Here is a 24,088-nt window from a genome sequence, read left to right on the forward strand (position 1 = left end):
GTCTCTTCTCTTTTTGTTTTTATATTTATAATTATAACGTTATAAATATCCAATCTCAAGGTTATCGATATCTGCCGATACATTTGCTTTCGCACCCATTATAACGGGAAGCATCGGGTCGATATGTCCGATATCCGCATCAAAGATCATAGGAACACAGTATTCCTGCAAAAGATCCGTAACTGCATTGAACTTATCTACTCCCATGAGGTCACCTTCAAAGCATCCGTTTGATCTTCCCATGATAAAGCCCTTTGTATTTTCAAACCATCCGGCTTCTTTCATGTTCCAGATTGCCCTTCTGTAGCTCATTGGACTAAGCTCGCAGTTTTCAATAACCCAAAGTATTCCTTCATCGCATTTTTTTGCAAAATCTGCAACTCTGTCAAACCTTGTTCCTATCATATTAGCCATTACATCTATACAGCCGCCCAAAAGTATTCCCTGCATATTTATCTTTTCGCCTGTCTTCTCTGCTTTCTTTGAAGAGCAGTCGAAATTTGTCAGTACCTTCTTGGTATCACAGTTGTAAAAAAATGGCTTGGAATAATCAATTTCTTCTTTTCCTTCCTTGGGCTTTACAAACTTATCATATCCCTTGAAAGAAGTCTTTGTTCCCTCCAAAAGAGCAAAAGCATCACATTCCGTAGCTTCCCACTCCTTGGCATAGCCCGAAATGCACGGGCCGTAAATTCCACATGTATTTGCAATCGTAACAAGCGGCAGTAAAAAGCTTGTATTGTCGGAATATCCGACAAACCACTTGGGCTTACTGTTTTTTATAACCTCAAAATCAACATTTGAGATTGTCTCAACCATAAGCTCGCCGCCACCTGCAGATATTATCGCATCAATATCATCTCTTTTATAAAACTCCATAAGTTCTGCGCCGGTAACTTTCGGATCTGTGCTGATACCGAGTCCGTCTCCCAACCTGGCAGTCTTTCCCTCAATGATATTGTAGCCTCTTTCTTTTATTTTTTTCTCCGCAATATCTATCAGAAAACTGTATGGTTCTGTTGCCGCACCAAATGCCGGAGCCGTAATTCCTATGGTGTCACCTTTTTTTATGCTCTCAGGCTTTCTTATCATCTTCTCCTCGTTCTCTTGCTTGAATCATCTCCAAACAAGCCTCGTGAACCGCTTTTTCCTTTTGATCTCAATTTTGAGTAATCAGCTCTGAAATCATCGCCGAATTCTTCTCTGAATTCTTCTTCGAAATCGTCTCCGAAGCCCTCTTCAAAGTCGTCTTCGTACTCTTCTTCAAAGCCCTCTATATACTCTTCTTCGTAATCATCATGATCTTCGCCATCATTAAAATCATTCTCGAAATCGTCTTCAAGCTCATCCTCGAAGTCATCTTCATATTCTTCCGAAAAGCTCCTTCTTGAAGCAGATCTTGTATTTTTTCTGAGACTCTTTATCGAATCATTGAAAGATTCTTTTTTTAAACTTCTCTTGGGCGTGAGCTCTTCTTCCTCAAAATCATCTTCGAAATCATCTTGCGATCTTCTGAATGATTCCCTCTTAGGTAGCTTTGAAAGCTCCCTTGTAGGTTCAGGCTTTCTGAGTGAGTTCTTTATTGAATCTCTTACAGCATTTCTTCTGGCGATTTTGCTTGAAGCTATTTCAGGTTCCTCATCTAAATCAACATCTAAGTCAATATCTACGCTTCTCTTTGCCCTTCTGTCAGCCTCTCTTCTTAACTCTATCTTGGGTTCCCTGACAGATTCTCTGGTTTTTTCTCTTGAAGAATCTTCATCTCTGAACGATCTTTTTCCGGTTTCTCTTGTCGTTTCTCTCTTTGACTCCCTCGATGATTCACGTGAATTTTCACGTGCGGATTTCCTTGAAGGTTTTCTTACGATATCTTCCTCTTCATCGTCTTCGTCATCTTCAAATTCATCTCTTTCATCTCTGTACTTCTCTTCAAGATAATCGGATGAAATTCTTGAATAAATCTTTTTATAGTACTTATTCATCTTAATGCAGTCAAAATATGATATGGGATGTCCCTCTCCATGACGAAGAGCCGCAAGATAAGCAATACATCCCTTATCGAGAACTATCGATGCGGCAACCGCATCTTCCAAAGTCTCACCAAGGCAATAAGCGCCGTCATTAAGCGCAAAAACTGCATTTGAATTTTTCTTGATATTATGATAACTGTGTCCGTCTTTTCCATGCTCGTTACTCGGAATCTTTACACTATATCCGACAAGCTCGGCAAAGTCGAACAAAAGAGGTCTTAAATGAGTTGCGGTTCTTGAAACCGTCATAACCGCATCAGACTTATTGTGGACGATATATTTTACATCCGGTCTTCTGTCATAGATCTCTCTGTGAATATGTTTAACACGCTCAGGTGTATCCTCGACATCATAAATAATCTCATCGTCTTCAATATGGCTTCCGAATCCCTCTTCAACACCATGATACATATCGGTCTTGCATACATCCATAAGGAAGTTATCACAGGCATCCTCTGTTCTCTCGATATTCTCGATTACTTCATCGGAAGTTGCACCCATAAACAATGCACCGTGATTAGACAGGATAAAACTGTCAGACTCTCTGTTCTTCTTAACGGTCGCAGCAACATTTCCCGCAAGCTTGGCACTTCCGGGATAAGCATACGGAACACAAGGAATGACAACATCCTCGTCCTCAACATATGTGTATATTCTCTTAAGGCCCAAAACTCCGGCACATGAAGCAAAAACCTGATGTGTAAGAGCGACAAACTCCACATCTTTTCTGGTTCTGTAGCAAGCTGCATGTACTCCCCTTTCAAAAGAGGGAGTAAACTCTCCCATAAAGTTCAGATTTTTGAGATTAACAAGACATATCATATCCGGCGTCATATCTTCATATCTGATCCCACTCGGAGTGATCACAAAGATTTCCTTGTTGACTCTGCAGCTCACGCTTCCCCATGTACGTGGTAAATAGCCCTTTTTGTGCAACTCATTTGCCACATCAATGACATGCTGTTTTGCCTCAAGCAATTCAGAATCTTCTTTTCTATTTTTCATTATCTGATCTGCCCCTCTCCGGTAATTTGATACTTGTATGATGTAAGCTCTTTAAGCCCCATAGGTCCGCGCGCATGAAGCTTCTGTGTGCTTATACCAATTTCGGCTCCGAATCCAAATTCAAATCCGTCTGTAAATCTTGTTGAAGCATTTACATATACGCAAGCCGAATCCACTCTGTCAAGAAATCTCTTTGCACTCTCTTCGTTCTCCGTGATAATGCAATCGGAGTGGCTTGTGTTGTACTTATTTATATGTTCAATGGCTTCATCGACGTTCTTAACAGTCTTTACAGAAATAATATAATCAAGGAACTCTTTTCCAAAGTCCTCTTCAGTAGCAGAAACAGCACTGTTCATAAGCTTGCGGCTCTCTTCGTCGCCTCTTATCTCAACGTTATGCTCGTTCATTGCTTTCTCAAAAAGAGGAAGGAATCTGTCCTTAATATCCTCATGGACAACCAGGGACTCAGCAGCGTTACATACGCCTATTCTCTGAGTTTTGGCATTGATAATGATAGGGATCGCTTTGTCAATATCGGCATCCTTATCGACATAGATGTGACAATTACCCGTTCCGGTCTCGATTACGGGAATCGTAGAATTTTCAACAACAGCATTTATAAGTCTTGCACTACCTCTGGGAATAAGAACATCTATGTACTCATTCATCTGCATAAACTTAGTTGTAACCGCTCTGTCCGTATCTTCAATGAGCTGTATCGCATCGGGATTGATGCCGCATTCCCCGAGCGCAGCTCTCATAACATTTGCAATTTGAATATTACTGTCTATCGCATCACTTCCGCCTTTTAAAACAACGGCATTACCCGCTTTAAAAGTAAGTGCAAAAGCATCCGCGGTAACGTTGGGCCTCGCCTCGTAAATTATACCGATAACGCCCATAGGAACCCTTACTTTTTTAATTTTAAGACCATTGGGACGCTCAAAGCTTTCGATTTCTTCTCCTACGGGATCGGGAAGGGCCGCAACCTGCCTAAGTCCCTCTGCCATGGCTTCAATTCTTTTTTTATCAAGAAGAAGTCTGTCCAAAAGGCCTTTATTCATTCCGTTTGAAACGCCTCTCTCATAATCCTTCGCATTTGCCGCGATAATGCTGTCCGCTTCCGCAACAAGCTTATCCGCAACCGCAATAAGAGCGTCATTTTTCTCTTTCGTAGTAAGACACTGAATCTCGTATTTTACTTTTTTAGCTTTTTTGCAAATCTCAATAAGTTCCATCTATGTTCTCCAGCTCCTTTATTTCTCGTGAATGATACTCTTTACGGGAATATCATGCTCACTCGGTATAATCTCATCAACAATCTGAATCTTATAGCAAAGTGCCACAGTATCGGCATAGCTTACTTTGGAGAGAAATCTGTCGTAGAAACCTCCCTTATAACCTATCCTGTTGCCTTTCTCATCAAAAGCAACTCCCGGAACGATAACCATCGTCTTTCCGGCGTTCTCACCATCTATCCGGCGAACATTTGATTCATCGGCATAAAAATCCGGATCGAATATCTCGCTGTCCTCCTTAATCTCCGGTTCCATAAGACCATAATCACCGGGAACAAGGTTTTCGGGCTCATAAATTCTGACGAACTTCATTATGCCATTTTTCTTATCTGTAACCTTAGGGCAAAAAACTCTTTTCCCCAGCGCAAGCGCATCAAGGATAATCTCGTCCGTCTTAACTTCATTTCTGACAGAAGCATAAATAAGAATATTTGAGGCTTCGGCATACTCGGGTCTTGTGACAAGTTCCTCGAATATCTCCCTGCTTTTCACCTCAATCTTATATATACTGAGTTCATCTCTTTTTTGTAAGACATCTTTTCGTATTAAGTCTTTTTCCATCGGTACCTTCCATTGTATTTGAATCAGCGCAAAGTTTCTACTAATTTTTTTGCAATAAATTCGGCTATCTTGATACCATCCATCGCTGCAGACATGATTCCGCCTGCATATCCGGCTCCTTCACCGCACGGATAAAGTCCTTTAATATTTTCCGACTCACCGTTTTCTGTTCGATTAATCCTTACAGGAGACGAAGTTCTTGTTTCAACACCGGCAATAAGAGCATCCGGTGAATCATATCCCTTTATCATTGTACCGAACTTCTCCATTCCTTCAACAAAGGATTTATTAAGATCGTCCGGTAATATCTCGTGAACATTTGAAAAAGTATACACGCCCTTCATACAAGGCTTGCATACATCCCTGAATCTCACAGGTTCTTTCAGATTTTTTTCTTCATGGGATCCATCACCGTCCGGTGCGACCGCCTTCTTAAAATCTTCGTAATACTCAACGGGAATCTTGCCTTTTCCAATCTCATACGCCTTTTCTTCAAGCCTTCTCTGAAACTCAACACCTGCAAGTATATCATCCGATCCGAAATCCTTGGGGTCGACCGTGATAATAATGGCGGAATTGGCATTCTCCGAATCTCTCTTGCTGTAACTCATTCCGTTTACCGCAAGTCTTCCCTCCTCGGATGAAGCATTTACGACATACCCTCCGGGGCACATGCAAAAAGAATAAACACCGCGTCCCTCTTTTGTATTCATAACAAGTTTGTATGAAGCTACGGGAAGAGACTTTGGTTCCTCAATTCCGTACTGGGAAAGATTTATCAGTTTCTGAGGATGCTCAACCCTAAATCCCACAGCAAAAGGCTTCTTCTGCATAGATACTTTTCTGTATTTCAGCATTGAAAAAGTATCTCTCGCACTGTGTCCGATAGCAAGAACGGCTACGTCAAAAGGAATCTCTTCGCCGTTTGCAACGACCGCTTTTACGGCGCCGCTTTCATCCGTAAGGATATCAGTCACCTGCGTCTCAAACCTGAACTCACCGCCCAGAGAAACGATCTCATTTCTCATATTCTTAACGACGTTTCTAAGTACATCCGTTCCGATATGAGGCTTTGCGTCATACATTATCTTACTATCTGCGCCGAAAGTCGTAAACAAGGACAATGCTTTTCTTCCTCTTCCATCCTTGTCTTTTACCATCGTATTTAATTTGCCGTCAGAAAATGTTCCCGCTCCGCCTTCTCCGAACTGGACATTCGTGCGGGTATCAAGCTTTCCCGTCTCCCAGAACTTTTCTACTATTTCCTGCCTTTTGTCGACATCTGCTCCTCTTTCAAACACAACAGGCTTAAAGCCGTTTGAAGCAAGCATATATGCGCAAAAAAGTCCCGCAGGCCCCGATCCGATAACGGCAATCTTTGCACCGGCTGCACTTGAAGGTATCTCTCCCCCGATTCCCGCTTTTTCCAAAAAATTGTAAATAACGTGAGTCACAACCGAAATTCCTTTGTCTTTCGATCTCGAAACAATCTTTTCCTCAGATTTTATATCCAAAGCTCTCTTTACGGAAACATCCACCATAAAGACATCCACTATCTGAGGTTTTTTCCTTGCATCAATCGACTGACGCATTATAACAAGATCTTCAATATCATTTTCCGTTATACGCAAAAGCTTTGCTGCCTTTTTCTTTAAGACATTGCAAAGCTCATTGTGACTACGTATATTATTACCGTCGTTAAGTATTTTTATCTGATTGATTCTTATCATATAATTCCTGATTTCTATGCTTTCTTACATCGAAGCGGCTGTACCGGCTATGCTTCCGCTCGTCCATGCAAACTGAAGATTATATCCTCCGCACCTTCCGTCAACATCAAGAAGCTCTCCGACACAGTATACTCCGGGATATCCCGCAACAGCCATATCATCGCCGATATCACCAAGGCTCATTCCGCCAGTCGTAACCTGCGACTGGATATATCCATAGCTATCCGTAAGATTAAAACGTATATCTCTGTACCTGTCCAGTATACAAGATACCATGCTGTCTGCAATATTCTTCATATGCATGGTCTGCGAAAGTTTCATCTTCTTAAGCACCATCGAATTTATATTGCTGTTTGCAAAACCAAGCAAAAACTCCTCAAGCGTCCTGTTATCACGAAGCTTATACATATCTCGTTTAAGGGCTTCAAAATCTTCTTCATCATATTCCGGGAAAAAATCTACTGAAGCGACCACGGGCTTTTTCTCAGAAACAAACTTGATTATTTCCCTGCTTGCCTGCATTACGGGTATTCCCGATATTCCATCCTTGGCTATCTGCAGTTCACCGCTCTCCGAAGTCAAAAGCTCATCTCCGAGATAAAAAGAAATCCTTGCAGCAGCTCTTACTCCCGCATCCGGCATGGTTCCGTCATCCTCGCACTTAAATCCGACAAGCGCAGGATATGTATCTTTTAAACTCATCCCAAGCTGCTTACAGATATAATATCCGTCGCCTGTTGACATTGTACTCTTTGCTCCCGAAAGAGATCCGAGTGCAAGAATAACGGCATCGGCTTCGTACTTATCCTTATTGGTAACAAGTACATACGGCATTTTGCCGTTTTCAGCCTTTTTTACAGCCTTAACCTGACTCTCCGTAACAACATCCACATTAAGTCTTTTCAGCTCGTTAATGAGCGCATTAACAACCGTAGAAGCCTGTCCTGAAATCGGATAGATATAACCGTTCTCACTCTTTACTATCACACCGAGCGATTTAAAAAACTTTATCGTCTCTTCGGGGCCGTAGAGTGAAAGCCAGTTCTTCATTCTTCCCTCTGCAGCCTTATTGTAATATTCCGGGCGCATATCGAGATTGGTAAGATTACATCTTCCGTTTCCCGTAACGGAAAGCTTTTTTCCAAGTCTTGTATTCTTCTCAACAATCGTCACATCGGCGCCGTTTCTTGCCGCATAGATAGCAGCACACATTCCCGCAGCGCCACCGCCTGCAACATATACTTTTTTACTCACACTAAATCCTCTTACGTTTCGTCAGTCTTGATAAAAACAGGCAGTGACTTAAAGTACTTGCCCAAAGGAATACTGCGAAGTTCCCTCTCATCAATACTTCCGCTCATAACCATGATTGCAAGATATACAACATAGAAAACAGGCGTGCAGATTAAAAATGTAAGAATCTCACCTATGTTCTTAACCAAAACCATATCGATCAGAAATACAACAAATCCCGCAACAGCAGCTGAAACAAGTGTTTTTACAAAGTTGACCGCAAGCGCATAATTTGCATTAAGCATTTTCTTAAATACAATAAGCGAAAGAACGTCATATACGAAGAATGAAGCGATAACAGGGATCAAAACACCGTACAATCCGATATTTCCTACACTCGCACACACAAAGAGCATCGCGATATGAACAAGCCATGTTATTCCAAGTCCGAAAACGATAAGGATAGACTTACCTGCATGGAACAATATCCATGAAAAGAAAATCGCAAAAGGAACAAGAATAACAAGACAGCTTGCAGCTCTCAAAAGCTCAACACTGAAATCATTTCCATTCCAATAAACAACCGTATCTATCGACGGAGCCAGTGTGAAGATAAGAAGCGAGGCCGGAACCGTGACCTCAATAAAGTGCTTTACAAATCCGGAAAGCTTCTCTCCCGCATTCTCGGGCTCGTCTCTCTCAAATCTTGCTCTTATCCTGTTCCACTCGATAAGAAAAGGAAGGCAGCAAAGAAGCGAACATGTTATTACAATGGGAATCGTTCTTCCCGCATAAATACCGTAGTTATAAATAGGATCTGCCTTGCTTCCGACAGTTCTGTGATGGATCATGTAAAAGACCTGATCGACCAAAAGAGCTATTCCCGGTGAAGCATACATGAACAAAATAGGTCTGAGTCCCGACATAACGTCATTCTTACTGTCAACGTATCTCGGAGCACTTCTCTTTCCAATCTCTTCGAGCTCATTTCTTCTCACATAAAAGCTTACGGATGTATGAACAAGTCCTACGATAGATGCGACAAAAAGTCCGATCGTCATTCCGGTCGAACCGTATACCGCACTGAATTCATCAATATGCATAAGCGTATTTACTTTAAGTCCGTATCCGTACATGATCGCTGAAGACAAAGTTCCGACAAGAAATGCCGCTATTGCCATCAAAGCATCGGAAATAACAATGGGCTTGGTATATCCGACTCCCTGAAGATATCCTCTTACAACGCCCTGGACACACAGGAACAAAACTGAAAAAGTAGAAATAAGGAACTGAAATCTTCCCCATTTGGAACCAAGCAAAAGATCGGAGAAGTTGATTCCGATAATAGTAAATACCACTGTTACAAGAACGCCGGTAAATGCAAATATCTTAAGTGATTTCTTCATGTTCTCCTCAGCATTTTTGTACTGGGATTTTCTGGCTCTTACACGTACCATTACCCATACGGCCTTCTGCACGGCAAGAACAAAAGAGCAATAAAATGCAAAGAATATCGCAAGAGAACCCGCAGAATAACCTGCTCCCTTTTCTCCGTAAATTCTAATTGCCACAACCTCATATAACATAAGTATTATGATTGCCCAATATACAGCGGCTGTAAGCACATCGGGTCTTATTCTTTTTTCTTCGTAGTACTTTTTCATGTTTGATCTCCAATTGTATTATTTTCAGTCTCTTGTTATTCCAAGTGTATTAAGAACATCGCTCTGTTTCTTTTCCATTACCTTTGCTTCATCGTCCTCCATGTGATCGTAACCGCACAGATGAAGCATGCTGTGAGCGATGAGAAAAGCAAATTCCCTCTTTGTGCTGTGACCGTATTCTTCAGCCTGACTTCTAACCCTGTCCTCGTTCACAACAATATCGCCAAACATAATATTTCCTGTATCGGGATTGAGAAGATCGACCTCCTGCTCTCCCTCCATAACAGAGAAATCCCCAGGTTCCTCATACGAGACATTGGGAAAAGAAAGAACATCCGTCGGCCTGTCTATCTCCCTGAATTCTCTGTTAAGCTCCTGAATCCCCTCATCATTGGTGATCGTGAGACTTATCTCAACTTCCCTGTCACACCCCTCTGACCTTAAGACTTCTTTTGCAACAAGCGTCGCAACTTCCTCGGGATCAAAATCAAAAACAGCTCCCGTCTCATTTTCAACGCAAAAAGTCATAGTAAAGCTTCTCCTTTTTCATTATCTTCTTCATAACTTCAAGTTCCCTGAAAGTGACATCGTAATCTTTAAGTTCACCTTCGGAAACCTTTTTGTCTATTATCGAATCAATAAGATTGTCATAATCTATCTTCGCATCCTTATCTTTTTTAAGAAGATACATTATGGACGCAATAAGCATTTCGCCAAGCCTGACAACAAGTGCTTCCTTGGATTTGGGCTCATTTTTCTTGGGTTCGATATAATCATGTAAAAAATTCATCGCCTCCGTCGGGAAGCTGTTATCCGTATAGATATGTTTGACATCATCCCATTGTGTCTTTCCTTCAAGCACACCTATCCTGTGATAATAAGAACAGTTCTTGACCGCTCTTGCATTTATATTTAGTCCGAGCGCCATTCTCTCGGCAATATATGCCGTGTGGATGGCTCTGTAATATTCGTCTTTATTATTTTCCTTGAGAGTAACAAGAAGCGGGAAATCCGCATCATTGATTACCATATACATATCATTTGTCCGTCTTATAACATAAACACCGAAAATGTTCAGGAATATAAGAAGGATGGTAAGATTGAGCATAATATTGATAGCCGGTGAAACAAGCAGGTATGCGGAAAAAGTTCTGTTCTGGAACAACACGTTATATGCAACCAAAAATACCGCCTGCATCATAAGAGAAATAAATGTCGGAATACCTATCTCGGTATCTTCTTCCAAGTCCCTGAACATTGCTATGGCAACCGCTCCGGCAAGGATATACATAAATAACTCTCCGCATCCTCCGTTTTTTTCGAGCATGACAGAAATCGAAACAAAGCCTATACCTGTCATCATACCGATTTCCGTATTTGAAAAAAGTGCAAGCATAACAAAAAGTGACATGTACGGCCAAAACACATTAGGTATCAGGCTAAATACACATGCCAAAACGAGTGCAACAAAATATCCCGCAACAAAGCGGTTTCTCACCTCATTATTATCATATAACAATCTGTTCTGTCCGTCGGCCGCGGCATCAATAAGCATAAAAACAATTGTCCCCGCGATTGCTACAGATACGATCGTGTTTCTCAAAGTAGCTTCATAGCTTTTATCCGTAAAAAAAGAAAACGCAAATACAATAACTCCTGTAAAAATAAGCATTGCCGCATATAACAATTTGACTTTCACATTCGAAATCTTATCGTTTGCCATTGTCTGAACGCTTCTCCAATTTTTGTATAGACTTCTTTTTCTTCTTGTTTTCGGCTTTCTTCTCGTAATCTTCGTAAGCCTTAACAATCTTCTGAACAAGCGGATGTCTCACAACATCGCTGCTGGTAAGTGTACAAAAAGCTATATCATCAATTCCCTTTAAGACATTTCCCGCGATCTCAAGTCCGGATCTGACATCTGCCGAAAGATCCTTCTGGGTCGCATCACCTGTGATGATGACCTTTGAACCGAATCCGATTCTTGTAAGAAACATCTTCATCTGTGCAGGTGTTGTATTCTGTGCCTCATCGAGAATTATAAAAGCGTTATCCAAAGTTCTTCCTCTCATATATGCAAGAGGCGCAACTTCAATAAGCCCTTTTTCCATATTCTTGATAAAATTCTCAGTGCCCATTATCTGGTAAAGAGCATCATATAATGGTCTTAAATAAGGATCGACCTTACTCTGAAGATCACCCGGCAAAAATCCGAGTTTCTCTCCTGCCTCAATCGCAGGTCTTGTCAAAATGATCCTGCTGACCTCTTCCCTCTGAAACGCCGTTATCGCCATAGCCATGGCAAGATAAGTCTTACCCGTTCCGGCAGGTCCGAGTCCGAAAACGATCATCTTATTTCTGATCGCATCAATGTATTTCTTCTGTCCGAGAGTCTTGGGTTTAATAGGTTTACCCGAGATCGTATGACAAATGATATCTCTGTCTATATCAACAAGAACATTGTCATTCTGTGCAACATCCTTGTTCTTAGCAGAATCTTCTTTTAATGAGATCGCGTAATCAACACTCTGCTCTTCAATATTCGAGCCTCTCCTTGAAAGCTGAACAAGCTCGCGTATGATACTTGAAGCCTTGTTGGCTCCCTCTTTTTCACCTATGATCCTAAGTTCACCGTTTCTGTCGATGATCTCAACATGAAGACTGTCTTCAATCTTGCGGATATAGCTGTCGTTTCCGCCGAATATATTGCGCTCATCCTCAGCGGTAAGCGCTAATCTAAGTTCTGTAATCTCACTCATTTATGGTACGGTTCTCCACAGAAAATTTTATAACCACGATAAATCTGTTCCAAAAGAATAACTCTCATCATCTGATGAGGAAATGTCATATCCGAAAAGCTGATTGATGAATCCGCCCTCTTAAGGACGCTTTCATGTAGTCCAAGCGATCCACCTATGACAAATTGTATGTGACTTGTGCCGTTTACACCAAGTCCGCTTATATATTCAGAAAAAGCTTCCGACGTGTATCTCTTGCCCTTTATGGCAAGCACACAGACATGTGCTCTCTCATCAATATTCTTAAGAATTCTCTCCGCTTCTTTTTTCCTTATCTGCTCCTCTACCGCAGGCGGAGCATTGTCCGGAGTTTTCTCGTCGGCAACTTCTATTATGTTTAATCTGCAATATCTCGACAGCCTCTTGGAATATTCCGCTATCGCATCATTCCAGTACTTCTCCTTGATCTTGCCGACACAAATTATACTGATATTACCCAAAAATATTCTCCTGTTTTTTAGTCTACATAAAATGACCGCAGGCTATCATCAAATAATCTCATACATTATATCACATTCTATGCATTAAATCGCGCAAAAAAAGAAGCAGATGCATTGTTATTTCTGCATCCGCTTCGATATTGTTCAATTTATTCAATTGTGTGGATCCATCCTTCGGGAGCTTCAATGCGTCCCATCTGGATTCCTGTAAGTGTATCATAGAGTTTCTTGGTAACAGGTCCCATCTCTTCCATTCCGCTTGCAAAGCAGATTTCTTTGCCGTGATCGTTGATCTTACCAACAGGGCTGATAACAGCTGCTGTTCCGCAAAGTCCCATCTCAACAAAGTTCTCAACTTCCGAAAGCTTAACAGGTCTCTCTTCAACATTAAGTCCAAGAATCTCTTTTGCAACATAAACAATAGATCTTCTTGTGATTGAAGGAAGAATTGAATCTGTGTGTGACTTGGGAACTACAAGTCCACCTTCTTTTGTAACGAAGATGATATTTGCTCCGCCTGTCTCCTCGATGTAAGTTCTGCTCTCTGCATCAAGATATACATTCTCTGCAAAACCTTCCTCATGAGCCTTTACAATAGGATGTAAGCTCATTGCGTAGTTAAGACCTGCCTTGATATTTCCTGTTCCGTGCGGTGCAGCTCTGTCAAAATCACTTATCTTAACAACGATAGGCTTAGCACCACCCTTGAAGTAAGGTCCAACGGGTGTTACGAAAATTCTGAACTGATACTCATCAGCGGGCTTTACTCCGATAACATTTCCTGTAGCAAACATAACAGGTCTGATATAAAGTGTCGCTCCGCTTCCGTATGGAGGAACCCAGTCAAGGTTAGCCTGAACAACTTTCTCTACAGCTTCGATAAATTTATCTTCAGGGAAAGCAGGCATCTCAAGTCTTGTAGCTGAATCTACCATTCTCTTTGCATTTAAGTCAGGTCTGAAAATTACGATCTTGCCGTCCTCAGTCTCATATGCTTTAAGTCCCTCAAAGCACTCCTGCGCGTAATGAAGAACACCTGCATCCTCACTAAGAACGATCATATTGTCTTCGGTAATGACACCGTCATCCCATTTTCCGTCTTTATAATTTGAAACGAATCTTTTGTCGGCAACCATGTAACTAAAGCCGATATTTGCCCAATCTAAATTTTTCTTACTCATTTTACACTGCATCCCCTTTCCAGTTACTTTAATGCGGCAAAGCGCTAATAGTTAAATTATAGTCCAATATTTTTGAACGTCAAGTAATGAATAAAAACAATTATTTCTTGTCGGGTTTATCTTTCTTTTTAACCTTTTCGACAATCCCCTTCACCTTATCGCGGCCGTTGTGATAGAGCTTTGTCACCATACCGACTTCTTTGTGTGCATTGTACTTATCATTATGCTCATCGGTAAGCGTCTTATATTCTTTATTCTCTATATACGCAAGATCGTCATAATCCTCCGTCGCGACACTGAGTTCTTTCTTGGTAAGAAGGATATTGGTAATCCTCGATATAAAGGCATATATGACGGCAAAAATGGGAACACCCACAAGCCATCCTACTATTCCCCACATTCCGCCAAAGAACGTGATTGAAAAGAGAACCCAAAAGCTTGAAAGTCCCGTTGAATTTCCAAGAATGGCAGGTCCTAAAATATTTCCGTCAAACTGCTGCAGTACGATAATAAATATCAGGAAAATAAGTGCCTTTACCGGAGTTATCAAAAGAAGCATCGCTCCTATCGCTCCTCCGATATACGGTCCAAAGAAAGGAATAATATTGGTCACGCCTACAATAACAGAAATAAGCAAAGGATAATCAAGTTTAAGAAGAACACATCCTATATAGCATATAATTCCTATTATTACGGAATCAACCAGCTTACCTCCCACAAATCCTTCAAAAATATCTCCGATAAATCTAAATCCGCCGATAACTTCATTTGCAAATTCTTCTCTAAACAAAGCATAGGCAATCTTCTTGCCTCTTGTAGCAAACACCTCTTTGGAATTAAGGACATATATCGCAACGATAAGTCCTACAACAAGGTCAAAAAGAACCTTGATAATAGAGAACACTCCCTGAGATGCCATCTTAAAGAAAGAATCAACACTCGGTACAAGCGGCATAAGCTTTTCCTGAAGGAACTCACTTAGCGAAACGTAAGAACGGTCGAGCTGCGAATTGATAAAATTCTGAACCTCGATAGAGTTCGACTCAAACAAAATCTGTGATTCTTCATTTATCTGCTTTTCATACTCAGGAAACTTCCTTACGATCTGCCTGATACTGTCTATCAGTTCAGGAATGATGATCCTGAACAAACTATATATCACAAACAGGAAAATAAGCATTGTAATTGCAACAGATATTTTCCTTGCCTGTTTTCTCTTTTTGGCATTCGCGTTTGTTGAACGCGAAATATCATATCCCCTCAAATGATATATGGGAATAACAATCTTCCTCTCAATTCCATCCGTAAGCGGTATGAGAACGAATGCGATGATAACGCCTATTATAATTCCGGATAGGGAATCTATCACCTTTGAAACTGTCTTAACTACGGATATTCCGTTGAATATCACATAATAAGCGAGCATTATAGCAATGCTAAGGAAGAAAATCGTTATTGCCCATGTTACCTGGTTTTTCTCCGGTCTCATTTTCATATTTATGCCCCCGACAATCCGACATTACTGCTCAGTCATTTCTTTCAAAATATACTTTAAGCTGTCGAGATAATCCTCATTTATTTCTTCAATTTTTCCACTGTCACAAAGTGCTGAAATAGCCGGATCAAGAGGAATCCTTCCAAGAATGTTGATTCCCTTTGAAGCCGCATAGCTCTCAATCTTGCTCTCGCCGAATATATTTATCGGTTTTCCGCAATGAGGGCAGTTCATATAGCTCATGTTCTCCACAATGCCAAACACCGGGATCTTCATCATCTCAGCCATATTTATTGCTTTTTCAACTATCATGCCGACAAGCTCCTGAGGAGTTGCGACAACAATTATTCCGTCCACGGGAAGAGACTGGAAAACAGTAAGCGGAACATCACCTGTTCCCGGAGGCATATCGACAAACATAAAGTCGACATCACCCCAGTTTACATCTGACCAAAACTGTTTTACTATACCTGCGATAACGGGACCTCTCCAGATAACGGGATCTGTCTCATTATCCATAAGCATATTAAGAGACATTACCTTTGTGCCCTTTTCCGATTCAGCAGGCAAAAGACCTGTCTCATCGGCGTTCTTAGCCTGTCCTATACCAAACATCTTGGGAATAGAAGGTCCTGTAATATCCGCATCAAGGATTGCGGTCTTATAGCCGTCTTTTGCCATATATACTGCAGAAAGACCTGTCACAAGGCTCTTTCCGACGCCGCCCTTACCACTTACTATTCCGATTACTTTTTTAACATGTGTATGTTCTCCGGGAGCAACTTTAAAGTTGTCCTCCATCTGTTTCTTAAAGTCCTCCGGCTTCTTACCGTGTCCGTTAGCCATTTTCTATCTCCGTTTCATAAAAAAGTTTATGCAAAAGTTTAACGCTTATATACGCAATCGGCAATTTCTTCATCTTCTTTGTCACCGACATAAGACTCGATAATAAATCTCGGACGATTCTTGGTCTCAAGATAGATCTTGCCGATATACTCTCCTATTACACCAAGAGAGATCATGATAAGTCCACCTATTGCCCAAACAGACAAAACTGTAGTTGTCCATCCCTGAATAGTCTGACCTGTAAAGTGTCTGACAAGCGAATATACAAACACCGCGATACTTACAAAGAAAATGAAGAAACCAAGTCCTGTTATCATCTTTATAGGTTTTGTACTAAGACTTGTGATTCCCTCAATCGCAAAGCTGAGCATCTTCTTAAGAGGATACTTACTCTCTCCCGCAAATCTCTCAGCTCTCTCATAATATACAATATCAGATTTAAAGCCGAGCATGGGAACAATTCCTCTGAGGAAAAGATTAACTTCCCCAAACTCGGAAAGAGCCTGAAGAGCTCTTCTGCTAAGAAGTCTGTAATCCGCATGGTTATAGACTGTCTTTGCACCCATTGCATCAATAAGCTTGTAATATGATTCAGCGGTAAATCTCTTAAAGAAGGTATCCGTAGTTCTCTTGGATCTTACTCCGTATACAACTTCGCAATCTTCCTTGTTGAATTTATCAACCATGGCATCAATCGCATTGATATCGTCCTGAAGATCCGCATCAAGAGAAATGGCCATATCACAAAGATCCTTGGCAGTCATAAGTCCTGCCAAAAGAGCGTTCTGATGCCCCATATTCTTTGAAAGATTTATTCCCTGAAAGGCTTCATCCTCTTCATGAAGTTTTTTAATTATATTCCATGTTTCATCCTTTGAACCGTCGTTTACCAGAAGAATCCTGCTGTCGGGAGCGATCATCTTTCTTCCGACAAGGTCTTCTATTTTTTCCTTTAGTCTTTTGGATGTCTCAGGTAATACTTCTTGTTCGTTATAACAAGGAATCACGCAGAATAATCTGTTCATTTTTTATTTTTCCTCCGATGAGTTTATATAATTGATAAGCCCCTCAGAATCAATTATCTTTTGCATGAATTCAGGGAAAGCCTGTCCACGGAATTTCTCCCCTGTTGTTTCATCCGTGATGATGCCGGAGTCAAAGTCTACGCTTACAATATCTCCGTTCTTGATAGCATCTGCGGCTTCCTCACATTCAATGATGGGAAGTCCGATATTGATGCTGTTTCTATAAAAGATTCTGGCAAAGCTCTTTGCAATAACGCAACTTACGCCGGCACACTTGATTGAAAGAGGCGCATGTTCTCTTGAAGATCCGCAGCCAAAATTCTTCTCGGCAACGATGATATCTCCTGCTTTAACATTCTTTGTAAAGTCCTTATCGATATCTTCCATGCAATGCTTTGCAAGCTCTTCACCCGATGTACTGTTAAGATAACGGGCAGGAATGATTACGTCTGTATCTACATTATCACCATATTTAAAAACTGTACCTTTTGCAGCCTTCATTTTCTATTCTCCTTATAATCCAAGTTCAGCGGGTTGTGAAATTTTTCCTGTGATCGCACTTGCAGCGGCTACAGCCGGAGAAGCAAGATAAATCTCAGAATCTATTGCACCCATTCTGCCGACAAAGTTTCTGTTTGTTGTAGAAACGCATCTCTCTTTTGAAGCAAGGACGCCCATATATCCGCCAAGGCAAGGGCCGCAGGTAGGTGTTGATACGATCGCACCGGCTTCAACAAAGCTCTTGATAAGTCCTTCTTCCATAGCCTGTAAAAAGATCTTCTGAGTTGCGGGGATAACGATACATCTGATTCCCTGCGCAATCTTTCTTCCCTTAATAACTTCGGCAGCAGTTCTGAGATCTCCGATTCTTCCGTTTGTACAAGATCCGATAACAACCTGATCGATCTTGGTATCTTCAATCTCATCAAATGTATGTGTATTCTCGGGAAGATGAGGGAAAGCAACTTTAGGCTTAAGAGTGCTTAAGTCAATTGTATACTCCTCATCGTATTCAGCATCCGGATCTGCTTCATAAACAGTATACTCCTTACCGGGAGCATGCTCCTTGAGATATTCTTTTGCAATATCATCAACAGGGAAAATACCGTTCTTTCCGCCTGCTTCGATAGCCATATTTGCAATTGTAAGTCTGTCATCCATTGTAAGGTTCTTGATACCTTCGCCAACAAACTCCATTGATTTATAAAGAGCTCCGTCAACACCGATCATACCGATAATATGAAGGATAACATCCTTACCGCTAACCCACTTTGAGGGCTTTCCGATGATGTTGAACTTAATGGCACCGGGAACCTTGAACCATCCCTTACCTGTAGCCATTCCGGCAGCCATATCGGTAGAACCGATACCTGTTGAGAATGCGCCGAGCGCACCATATGTACATGTATGTGAATCTGCGCCGATGATAAGGTCACCCGGAACCGTAAGTCCCTGTTCGGGAAGAAGCGCATGCTCAATTCCCATCTGGCCTACTTCAAAATAGTTTGTGATCTTATTCTTTCTTGCGAATTCTCTTACGCACTTGCAGTTCTCTGCAGACTTTATATCCTTGTTAGGAGTAAAGTGATCGGGGACAAGAGCGATCTTATCTTTGTCAAACACGCCGTCCTTTGTAAATTTAGCCATCTCGTTAATAGCAACGGGACTTGTAATGTCATTGCCAAGAACAAGATCAAGATTAGCCTCGATAAGCTGCCCTGCTTTTACCTCGGGAAGTCCGGCATGGGCTGCCAATATCTTCTGGCTCATAGTCATTCCGCTCATATTGTAATCTCCTTCAATTAATTATAATCAAAAATATACTACTAAATATAACACAACGTTCTAACATAAAGAACATGACAAATTTAATCGTTTTTCTTGATAATTTTTAATGTATAGATCGAATAAATCACCAATAAAGCCGCTCCCACAATCGACATCGCAAGGCCTGCCTTGAATCCTTCAGGTGTGTAGGTAACTCTGATGTCATGAACTCCCGCAGGTACAGGAATAGCCATAAGACCGTAATCGGCTTTTACTATATCCGTATCCTGTCCGTCAACAGTACAGCTAAAGCCTTCTGTCGCAGGAACCGAGAAAAATACGAGTCTTCCTTCCTCGAGATTGGCTGTCTTTGCGCTGAATCCGTATGTATCGGTTGTAAATGATGTACATGCGGTCTGTGCTCTCTTTCTACACTCTTCCGTAAACTTGCTGTAAGTCAGACTTGCATTTGACAATTTCTCAGACTTCATCTCTTCCATTCCAAGTGAATCGGCATATTTGGCCGCATCTTCAGTTGAAAGGATAAGGACTCTTGCAAGTTCATAGTCATAATCCGCAGGATCGAGGTCGCCCCACTCATCTTCGGTTATGTAGTAATCATACGCAAATCCCATCGGGATGTAATTTGAATTCTCAAATACGTCAAATCCGTCCTGATTATCGCGGAATGAATATCCTTCCGTACCTTCGCCGTCATTGAAGAGCCTGTTCTTACTAACCTGCTCATTTTCCATGTAATATCTTGCAGATAAGATTGAACGGATACCTGCTCTGTTTACGGGAATATTGGTCTCAACGGTTCTTGTGATTCCTGCAGCGCCGTCAAGGAAATCAAAAATTTCAGATGGAACCGTACTTAAGAAGCAATGAATCGAAGGTATTCCCCAGACCATATCGTAGTTGGTCGATGTGCTGTCAACTTCGCCTCTGCAGAAGCTTGACTGATCAACATTAACCTTGTTAAAGAGCATCTGATTCTGCCACTTTTCTTTTCCCCTGTCGGAAATGATGGAACTTCCGTTGACGATGGGAACATATGTAGAAAGAACACAGCTTACGATTACAATTCCGAGAACAAGATGATCTCTGAAGCTGATGTGCATCCTTACTTTCTTTTTTTCAAACATCTTCTGTTCAAATTTAAAGCGCTTCGGGATAAGGAATATCGTAACCAAAAGCATAAATGACAGAATTGAAGACCAGAGAAGATCCTTTAAAAAGATGTGAACATTCTCAGTCATATTGAAGAATACAATATCTCCCTTGTCATTCTTGGAAGGAAGTAGGTATACAAAAACAAAGAACAGGAACATTATAACCGCAGCAACGGCGCCCTTCTTCATCTGTATTGACTTTCCACGCTCAGCAGCCATTGAAGTCATAAGGCACATGATAAGGATGGGCATATAGAACCATCTTGCGTAATATGAACTGTTAAACATAGAAAATGCCGCATTTAATACAGGCACCACTGCTATAACCGCACATACCGTGATAAGCGTCTTCTGCCAGGTCTTTTTCTTTTTATTCTGTAAAAAGAATGCTATAACGCCTGAAATTCCGAACAAAGGAATATAAGCCGCAAGAGATGCATTCTTAACGGTTCCGGTATAGAAAAGCGTTCCCTTTCCGATGATGTCGGGAAGCATTGAAAGGCTCTTAACGATATCAAAAAGAAGCTTTTCACTTGGATAAACAAGCATATCATAGCCGTTTATATAATTATCAAGTCTTGTGTTGCCCTGAACACCGACAAAAGCCTGCATAAGGAAAAATCCGGCAAACAAAACTCCCACAACTCCCGCAGCGAATGCTCTTCCGAATCTGACCGCAACGATTTCTTTATCTTCAAGATCGACATATCTGATAACAAAATAGATAACCAGAAAAACAACCTGTCCGAAGAAAAAGTAGTAATTCACGATAGACATAAAAGCAGTCATAAGCGCAAATAATACAAACGGCTTTCCTGCAAACTTAAACTTACCGTCTTCTTTTGCAGGCACATTCATGAGATTGTCAAATGCCAAAAGGAACAGCGGGAAGAATGCAACTGCATCCGTAAAATGGTTGAACACTATGTTGCATGCGTTAAATCCTGAAAAGGCATAGAGATAACCACCGATCATGGCATAGGTATACTTATGTACATATTTTCTGATATACAGATAAGCACACGTTGCCGATACGGCATATTTAAGTGCCATCAGAAAAGGCATCATGAAAGGTATCGCACTCTCAGGAAAAAGAGTGGTCAGCCAGAAGAACGGACTTCCCCAGAGATAAAATGCAAAATCTCCGAACATTGTTCCGCCAAGATCAACATTCCAGTTCCAAAAGAATTGTCCGTTTCGTACCGCTCTGTGTGCAAGGATATAAAACGGGATCTGCTGTACATTGTAGTCACCATAGTAAAAGAATGGCATTCCTCTCTTGATGAGAATCGGAAGTACAGCGATCACATACATAAGGTATGCGCTAAGAAACATTACCACAGGCACATACCAGCTTTTTTCCGTAATTTTTTTCTTAGTATTAGTAGTTTCCAATCCAGTATCCAATATAATCTCCTCGTATATAAAAAAATGCTTAATCTAAAGAAAAAAGAGTGTCGCCATTTAAATAAACGACACTCTTTCTATATTATCCCTATTTTGAAACAATTTCAATTATATACGGATTAGTTGTTGATAAGCTTATCAGACTCATTGTTCCAGCTGTAAAGCTTTCTGATCTCCTCACCGATCTTCTCAGCGGGATGCTCTGATGCAAGCTTTCTCATAGCCTTGAAGTGAACCTGTCCGCCTGCCTCTGACATATCAAGAAGGAATTCCTTAGCAAAGCTTCCATCCTGGATGTCCTTAAGGATCTGCTTCATAGCCTTCTTTGTCTCAGGTGTGATAACCTTAGGTCCTGTGATGTAATCACCGTACTCAGCTGTGTTAGAGATTGAATATCTCATTCCTGCGAAACCTGACTGATAGATAAGGTCTACGATGAGCTTCATCTCGTGGATACACTCAAAGTAAGCGTTTCTGGGATCATATCCTGCCTCAACAAGAGTCTCGAAACCGCACTGCATAAGTGCACAAACACCGCCGCAAAGAACTGCCTGCTCACCGAAGAGGTCAGTCTCTGTCTCTGTTCTGAAGTTAGTCTCAAGAAGACCTGCTCTTGCTCCACCGATTCCTGCACCGTAAGCAAGTGCAAGATCAAGCGCCTTACCTGTAGCATCCTGCTCAACTGCAACAAGACAAGGTGTTCCCTTTCCTGCCTGGTACTCTGAACGAACTGTGTGTCCGGGAGCCTTAGGAGCGATCATAGCAACGTCTACATCCTTAGGAGCCTTGATAAGTCCGAAGTGTACGTTGAAACCATGAGCGAACATAAGCATGTTGCCGGGCTGAAGGTTGGGCTCGATGTCCTCTTTGTACATCTTAGCCTGCTTCTCATCATTGATAAGAATCATGATGATATCAGCCATCTTAGCAGCTTCTGCTGTATTGTAGACTTTAAGTCCCTGAGCCTCAGCCTTAGCCTTGCTCTTTGATCCCTCGTAGAGACCGATAATTACGTTGCATCCTGAATCTTTAAGGTTAAGTGCATGAGCATGTCCCTGTGAACCATAACCGATAATTGCAATAGTCTTACCCTCTAATAATGAAAGGTTACAATCTTCCTGATAAAAAATACGTGCATCCTGTGACATTTCTTTTTCCTCCGTTTTTCCTTTTAAGGTTTTAAAAGTTTATATATATTTTGAAAGATCAAAATCATATATTATCAATAATTAATCATCAGTCATCTAAGTAAATGACCTTGTCTGTTCCTCTTCCGAGTCCCGCAATTCCTGTTCTTGCAAGCTCAAGAATCTCATATCCCTCAAGAAGTTTAAGGAACGCATCAATCTTGGACTGGTTTCCTGTAATCTCAACGATGACCGAATCAACGCTGACATCGACAATATTTCCTCTGAAGACATTTGCCGTAGCAAGAATACTCTGTCTCTGCTCGGCAGCCGCCTTAACTTTGACCATGGCAAGTTCTCTGTAAACACTGTCCGAAGGCATAAGTTCGTGAATATCTCTGACATCCACCAATTTACCAACCTGTTTCTCAATCTGATCGAGTATGACGTCGTCTCCCGAAGCCACTATAGTGATTCTTGTGTATCTGGGATCTGCTGTTACACCGGCCGTGATACTCTCAATATTATATCCTCTTCTTGAAAACAAACCCGAAATTCTCGAAAGAACGCCGGGATTATTATCTACGAGAAGCTGAAATACTTTTTTCTGCATTTTACTTTCTGCTCCTTTGATTATTTCAGGATAAATATGCACCCTTTTTTTAACCAATTATATGCATTGTAGCACTACAAACACACTTGTTCAACAAGTTTTTCTTTTTCACTTTAAATTTTTACCGATTCAACTCGATAAAGCGCTGTATTGACGGATTTAAGCCGTTATTGTTCTTTGCATTTTGTAAGTGCAACCGTTCCGGTACGCGCAATCTCGACAATACTTACACTTCTGAGCATTTCGATAAAGAGTTCTATTCTTTCAGACGTATCACAGATCTGAATGATCATCATATTCTTTGACATATCAACTATCTGAGCATTCATGATCTCACAGTTTTCCATGATGTCTCTTCTGTTTTCTTTATTGTATTTTACTTTGATGAGCATAAGCTCTCTGTTTATACTAAGACTCTCTTTAAATGTCTTTACCTTGATGACATCTATTTTCTTGTTGAGCTGTTTCTCGATCTGTTCGATCGTACGCTCATCTCCCGATGAGACAATTGTCATGCAGGACACGCTCTTATCAGCGGTCTCACCTACAACAAGTGAATCAATATTAAAATTTCTTCTCGAGAACAAACCGGATACCTTGGAAAGGACACCTGCTCTGTTTTCTACAAGAACTGAATAAATACGCTTCATATCTGGGCTCCTTATCTAATATCATATGTGACAGCGATCA

At 41.1% G+C, this 24,088-nt stretch carries 21 protein-coding genes; all 21 read right to left on the reverse strand.

Going from position 1 to position 24,088, the window contains the following annotated elements; translation table 11 throughout:
* Nucleotides 1-39: 39 nt before the first annotated feature.
* The 21 genes from DL92_RS0103055 to ilvN (DL92_RS0103155) all read right to left on the reverse strand — a co-directional run bounded on the left by DL92_RS0103055 (nt 40) and on the right by ilvN (DL92_RS0103155) (nt 24,048).
* Entirely contained in the window at nt 40-1,092 is a 1,053-nt protein-coding gene (locus tag DL92_RS0103055) for a S66 family peptidase (RefSeq protein ID WP_051199077.1), read from the reverse strand.
* Complete coding sequence (locus tag DL92_RS0103060) at nt 1,089-3,035, reverse strand: class II aldolase/adducin family protein (protein ID WP_026666856.1); 1,947 nt, start codon at nt 3,033-3,035, stop codon at nt 1,089-1,091. Before DL92_RS0103060 ends, DL92_RS0103055 begins: the two co-directional genes overlap by 4 nt.
* On the reverse strand, nt 3,035-4,276 hold the full coding sequence (locus DL92_RS0103065; RefSeq protein ID WP_026666857.1) for a glutamate-5-semialdehyde dehydrogenase: 1,242 nt from the start codon (nt 4,274-4,276) through the stop codon (nt 3,035-3,037). Before DL92_RS0103065 ends, DL92_RS0103060 begins: the two co-directional genes overlap by 1 nt.
* An 18-nt stretch (nt 4,277-4,294) precedes the next feature.
* A complete protein-coding gene (locus DL92_RS0103070; RefSeq protein ID WP_026654699.1) occupies nt 4,295-4,897 on the reverse strand; it encodes a 5-formyltetrahydrofolate cyclo-ligase in 603 nt (200 codons plus the stop codon).
* A 23-nt stretch (nt 4,898-4,920) separates the two neighbouring features.
* Complete coding sequence (locus DL92_RS0103075) at nt 4,921-6,627, reverse strand: NAD(P)/FAD-dependent oxidoreductase (RefSeq protein WP_026666858.1); 1,707 nt, start codon at nt 6,625-6,627, stop codon at nt 4,921-4,923.
* A 24-nt stretch (nt 6,628-6,651) separates the two neighbouring features.
* Nucleotides 6,652-7,881, reverse strand: coding sequence for an aminoacetone oxidase family FAD-binding enzyme (locus tag DL92_RS0103080; RefSeq protein ID WP_026666859.1), 1,230 nt, complete (start codon nt 7,879-7,881; stop codon nt 6,652-6,654).
* An 11-nt stretch (nt 7,882-7,892) separates the two neighbouring features.
* A complete protein-coding gene (locus DL92_RS0103085; protein ID WP_026666860.1) occupies nt 7,893-9,524 on the reverse strand; it encodes an MATE family efflux transporter in 1,632 nt (543 codons plus the stop codon).
* Nucleotides 9,525-9,548: 24 nt separating this feature from the next.
* On the reverse strand, nt 9,549-10,052 hold the full coding sequence (ybeY, locus tag DL92_RS0103090) for an rRNA maturation RNase YbeY (protein WP_026654695.1): 504 nt from the start codon (nt 10,050-10,052) through the stop codon (nt 9,549-9,551).
* Nucleotides 10,036-11,247 carry a hypothetical protein gene (locus DL92_RS0103095; RefSeq protein ID WP_026666861.1) on the reverse strand — a complete coding sequence of 404 codons (1,212 nt, stop codon included), beginning with the start codon at nt 11,245-11,247 and terminating at the stop codon, nt 10,036-10,038. The genes ybeY and DL92_RS0103095 overlap by 17 nt, the downstream gene beginning before the upstream one ends.
* Nucleotides 11,234-12,283, reverse strand: coding sequence for a PhoH family protein (locus DL92_RS0103100; protein WP_026654691.1), 1,050 nt, complete (start codon nt 12,281-12,283; stop codon nt 11,234-11,236). Before DL92_RS0103100 ends, DL92_RS0103095 begins: the two co-directional genes overlap by 14 nt.
* Entirely contained in the window at nt 12,280-12,762 is a 483-nt protein-coding gene (rlmH, locus tag DL92_RS0103105; protein ID WP_155840986.1) for a 23S rRNA (pseudouridine(1915)-N(3))-methyltransferase RlmH, read from the reverse strand. The genes DL92_RS0103100 and rlmH overlap by 4 nt, the downstream gene beginning before the upstream one ends.
* Nucleotides 12,763-12,911: 149 nt before the next feature.
* A complete protein-coding gene (locus DL92_RS0103110; RefSeq protein ID WP_074461327.1) occupies nt 12,912-13,955 on the reverse strand; it encodes a branched-chain amino acid aminotransferase in 1,044 nt (347 codons plus the stop codon).
* Between the two features lie 88 nt (nt 13,956-14,043).
* Complete coding sequence (locus tag DL92_RS18065) at nt 14,044-15,438, reverse strand: AI-2E family transporter (protein WP_051199076.1); 1,395 nt, start codon at nt 15,436-15,438, stop codon at nt 14,044-14,046.
* A 24-nt stretch (nt 15,439-15,462) separates the two neighbouring features.
* Entirely contained in the window at nt 15,463-16,284 is an 822-nt protein-coding gene (locus tag DL92_RS0103120; RefSeq protein ID WP_026666864.1) for a P-loop NTPase, read from the reverse strand.
* A gap of 38 nt (nt 16,285-16,322) precedes the next feature.
* On the reverse strand, nt 16,323-17,309 hold the full coding sequence (locus DL92_RS0103125) for a glycosyltransferase family 2 protein (RefSeq protein ID WP_026666865.1): 987 nt from the start codon (nt 17,307-17,309) through the stop codon (nt 16,323-16,325).
* A gap of 3 nt (nt 17,310-17,312) precedes the next feature.
* Complete coding sequence (gene leuD / locus DL92_RS0103130) at nt 17,313-17,810, reverse strand: 3-isopropylmalate dehydratase small subunit (RefSeq protein ID WP_026654686.1); 498 nt, start codon at nt 17,808-17,810, stop codon at nt 17,313-17,315.
* 12 nt (nt 17,811-17,822) lie between these two features.
* Nucleotides 17,823-19,094, reverse strand: a complete 1,272-nt coding sequence (leuC, locus tag DL92_RS0103135; protein ID WP_026666866.1) for a 3-isopropylmalate dehydratase large subunit — start codon at nt 19,092-19,094, stop codon at nt 17,823-17,825.
* 83 nt (nt 19,095-19,177) lie between these two features.
* Nucleotides 19,178-21,658, reverse strand: coding sequence for a YfhO family protein (locus tag DL92_RS0103140; protein WP_026666867.1), 2,481 nt, complete (start codon nt 21,656-21,658; stop codon nt 19,178-19,180).
* Nucleotides 21,659-21,777: 119 nt separating this feature from the next.
* Nucleotides 21,778-22,806, reverse strand: a complete 1,029-nt coding sequence (ilvC, locus tag DL92_RS0103145; RefSeq protein ID WP_026654682.1) for a ketol-acid reductoisomerase — start codon at nt 22,804-22,806, stop codon at nt 21,778-21,780.
* 88 nt (nt 22,807-22,894) lie between these two features.
* Nucleotides 22,895-23,398, reverse strand: coding sequence for an acetolactate synthase small subunit (gene ilvN, locus DL92_RS0103150; protein WP_026654681.1), 504 nt, complete (start codon nt 23,396-23,398; stop codon nt 22,895-22,897).
* 167 nt (nt 23,399-23,565) lie between these two features.
* Nucleotides 23,566-24,048, reverse strand: a complete 483-nt coding sequence (gene ilvN / locus DL92_RS0103155) for an acetolactate synthase small subunit (RefSeq protein ID WP_026515331.1) — start codon at nt 24,046-24,048, stop codon at nt 23,566-23,568.
* Between the last annotated feature and the right edge of the window lie 40 nt (nt 24,049-24,088).

The sequence above is a fragment of the Butyrivibrio sp. AE2005 genome (assembly GCF_000686965.1).
GTDB classification, from domain to species: Bacteria; Bacillota; Clostridia; order Lachnospirales; family Lachnospiraceae; genus Butyrivibrio; species Butyrivibrio hungatei_A.

What these genes read in the sequence shown, in the direction of transcription:
- DL92_RS0103065 (WP_026666857.1), bottom strand. Translation starts at nt 4,276, where the DNA reads ATGGAACTTATTGAGATTTGCAAAAAAGCTAAAAAAGTAAAATACGAG.
- ilvN (WP_026654681.1), bottom strand. Translation starts at nt 23,398, where the DNA reads ATGCAGAAAAAAGTATTTCAGCTTCTCGTAGATAATAATCCCGGCGTT.
- DL92_RS0103120 (WP_026666864.1), bottom strand. Translation starts at nt 16,284, where the DNA reads ATGGCTAACGGACACGGTAAGAAGCCGGAGGACTTTAAGAAACAGATG.
- DL92_RS0103055 (WP_051199077.1), bottom strand. Translation starts at nt 1,092, where the DNA reads ATGATAAGAAAGCCTGAGAGCATAAAAAAAGGTGACACCATAGGAATT.
- DL92_RS0103110 (WP_074461327.1), bottom strand. Translation starts at nt 13,955, where the DNA reads ATGCAGTGTAAAATGAGTAAGAAAAATTTAGATTGGGCAAATATCGGC.
- ybeY (WP_026654695.1), bottom strand. Translation starts at nt 10,052, where the DNA reads ATGACTTTTTGCGTTGAAAATGAGACGGGAGCTGTTTTTGATTTTGAT.
- leuC (WP_026666866.1), bottom strand. Translation starts at nt 19,094, where the DNA reads ATGAGCGGAATGACTATGAGCCAGAAGATATTGGCAGCCCATGCCGGA.
- ilvC (WP_026654682.1), bottom strand. Translation starts at nt 22,806, where the DNA reads ATGTCACAGGATGCACGTATTTTTTATCAGGAAGATTGTAACCTTTCA.
- DL92_RS0103085 (WP_026666860.1), bottom strand. Translation starts at nt 9,524, where the DNA reads ATGAAAAAGTACTACGAAGAAAAAAGAATAAGACCCGATGTGCTTACA.
- DL92_RS0103070 (WP_026654699.1), bottom strand. Translation starts at nt 4,897, where the DNA reads ATGGAAAAAGACTTAATACGAAAAGATGTCTTACAAAAAAGAGATGAA.
- DL92_RS0103095 (WP_026666861.1), bottom strand. Translation starts at nt 11,247, where the DNA reads ATGGCAAACGATAAGATTTCGAATGTGAAAGTCAAATTGTTATATGCG.
- leuD (WP_026654686.1), bottom strand. Translation starts at nt 17,810, where the DNA reads ATGAAGGCTGCAAAAGGTACAGTTTTTAAATATGGTGATAATGTAGAT.
- DL92_RS18065 (WP_051199076.1), bottom strand. Translation starts at nt 15,438, where the DNA reads ATGAAAATGAGACCGGAGAAAAACCAGGTAACATGGGCAATAACGATT.
- DL92_RS0103075 (WP_026666858.1), bottom strand. Translation starts at nt 6,627, where the DNA reads ATGATAAGAATCAATCAGATAAAAATACTTAACGACGGTAATAATATA.
- DL92_RS0103100 (WP_026654691.1), bottom strand. Translation starts at nt 12,283, where the DNA reads ATGAGTGAGATTACAGAACTTAGATTAGCGCTTACCGCTGAGGATGAG.
- DL92_RS0103060 (WP_026666856.1), bottom strand. Translation starts at nt 3,035, where the DNA reads ATGAAAAATAGAAAAGAAGATTCTGAATTGCTTGAGGCAAAACAGCAT.
- ilvN (WP_026515331.1), bottom strand. Translation starts at nt 24,048, where the DNA reads ATGAAGCGTATTTATTCAGTTCTTGTAGAAAACAGAGCAGGTGTCCTT.
- DL92_RS0103125 (WP_026666865.1), bottom strand. Translation starts at nt 17,309, where the DNA reads ATGAACAGATTATTCTGCGTGATTCCTTGTTATAACGAACAAGAAGTA.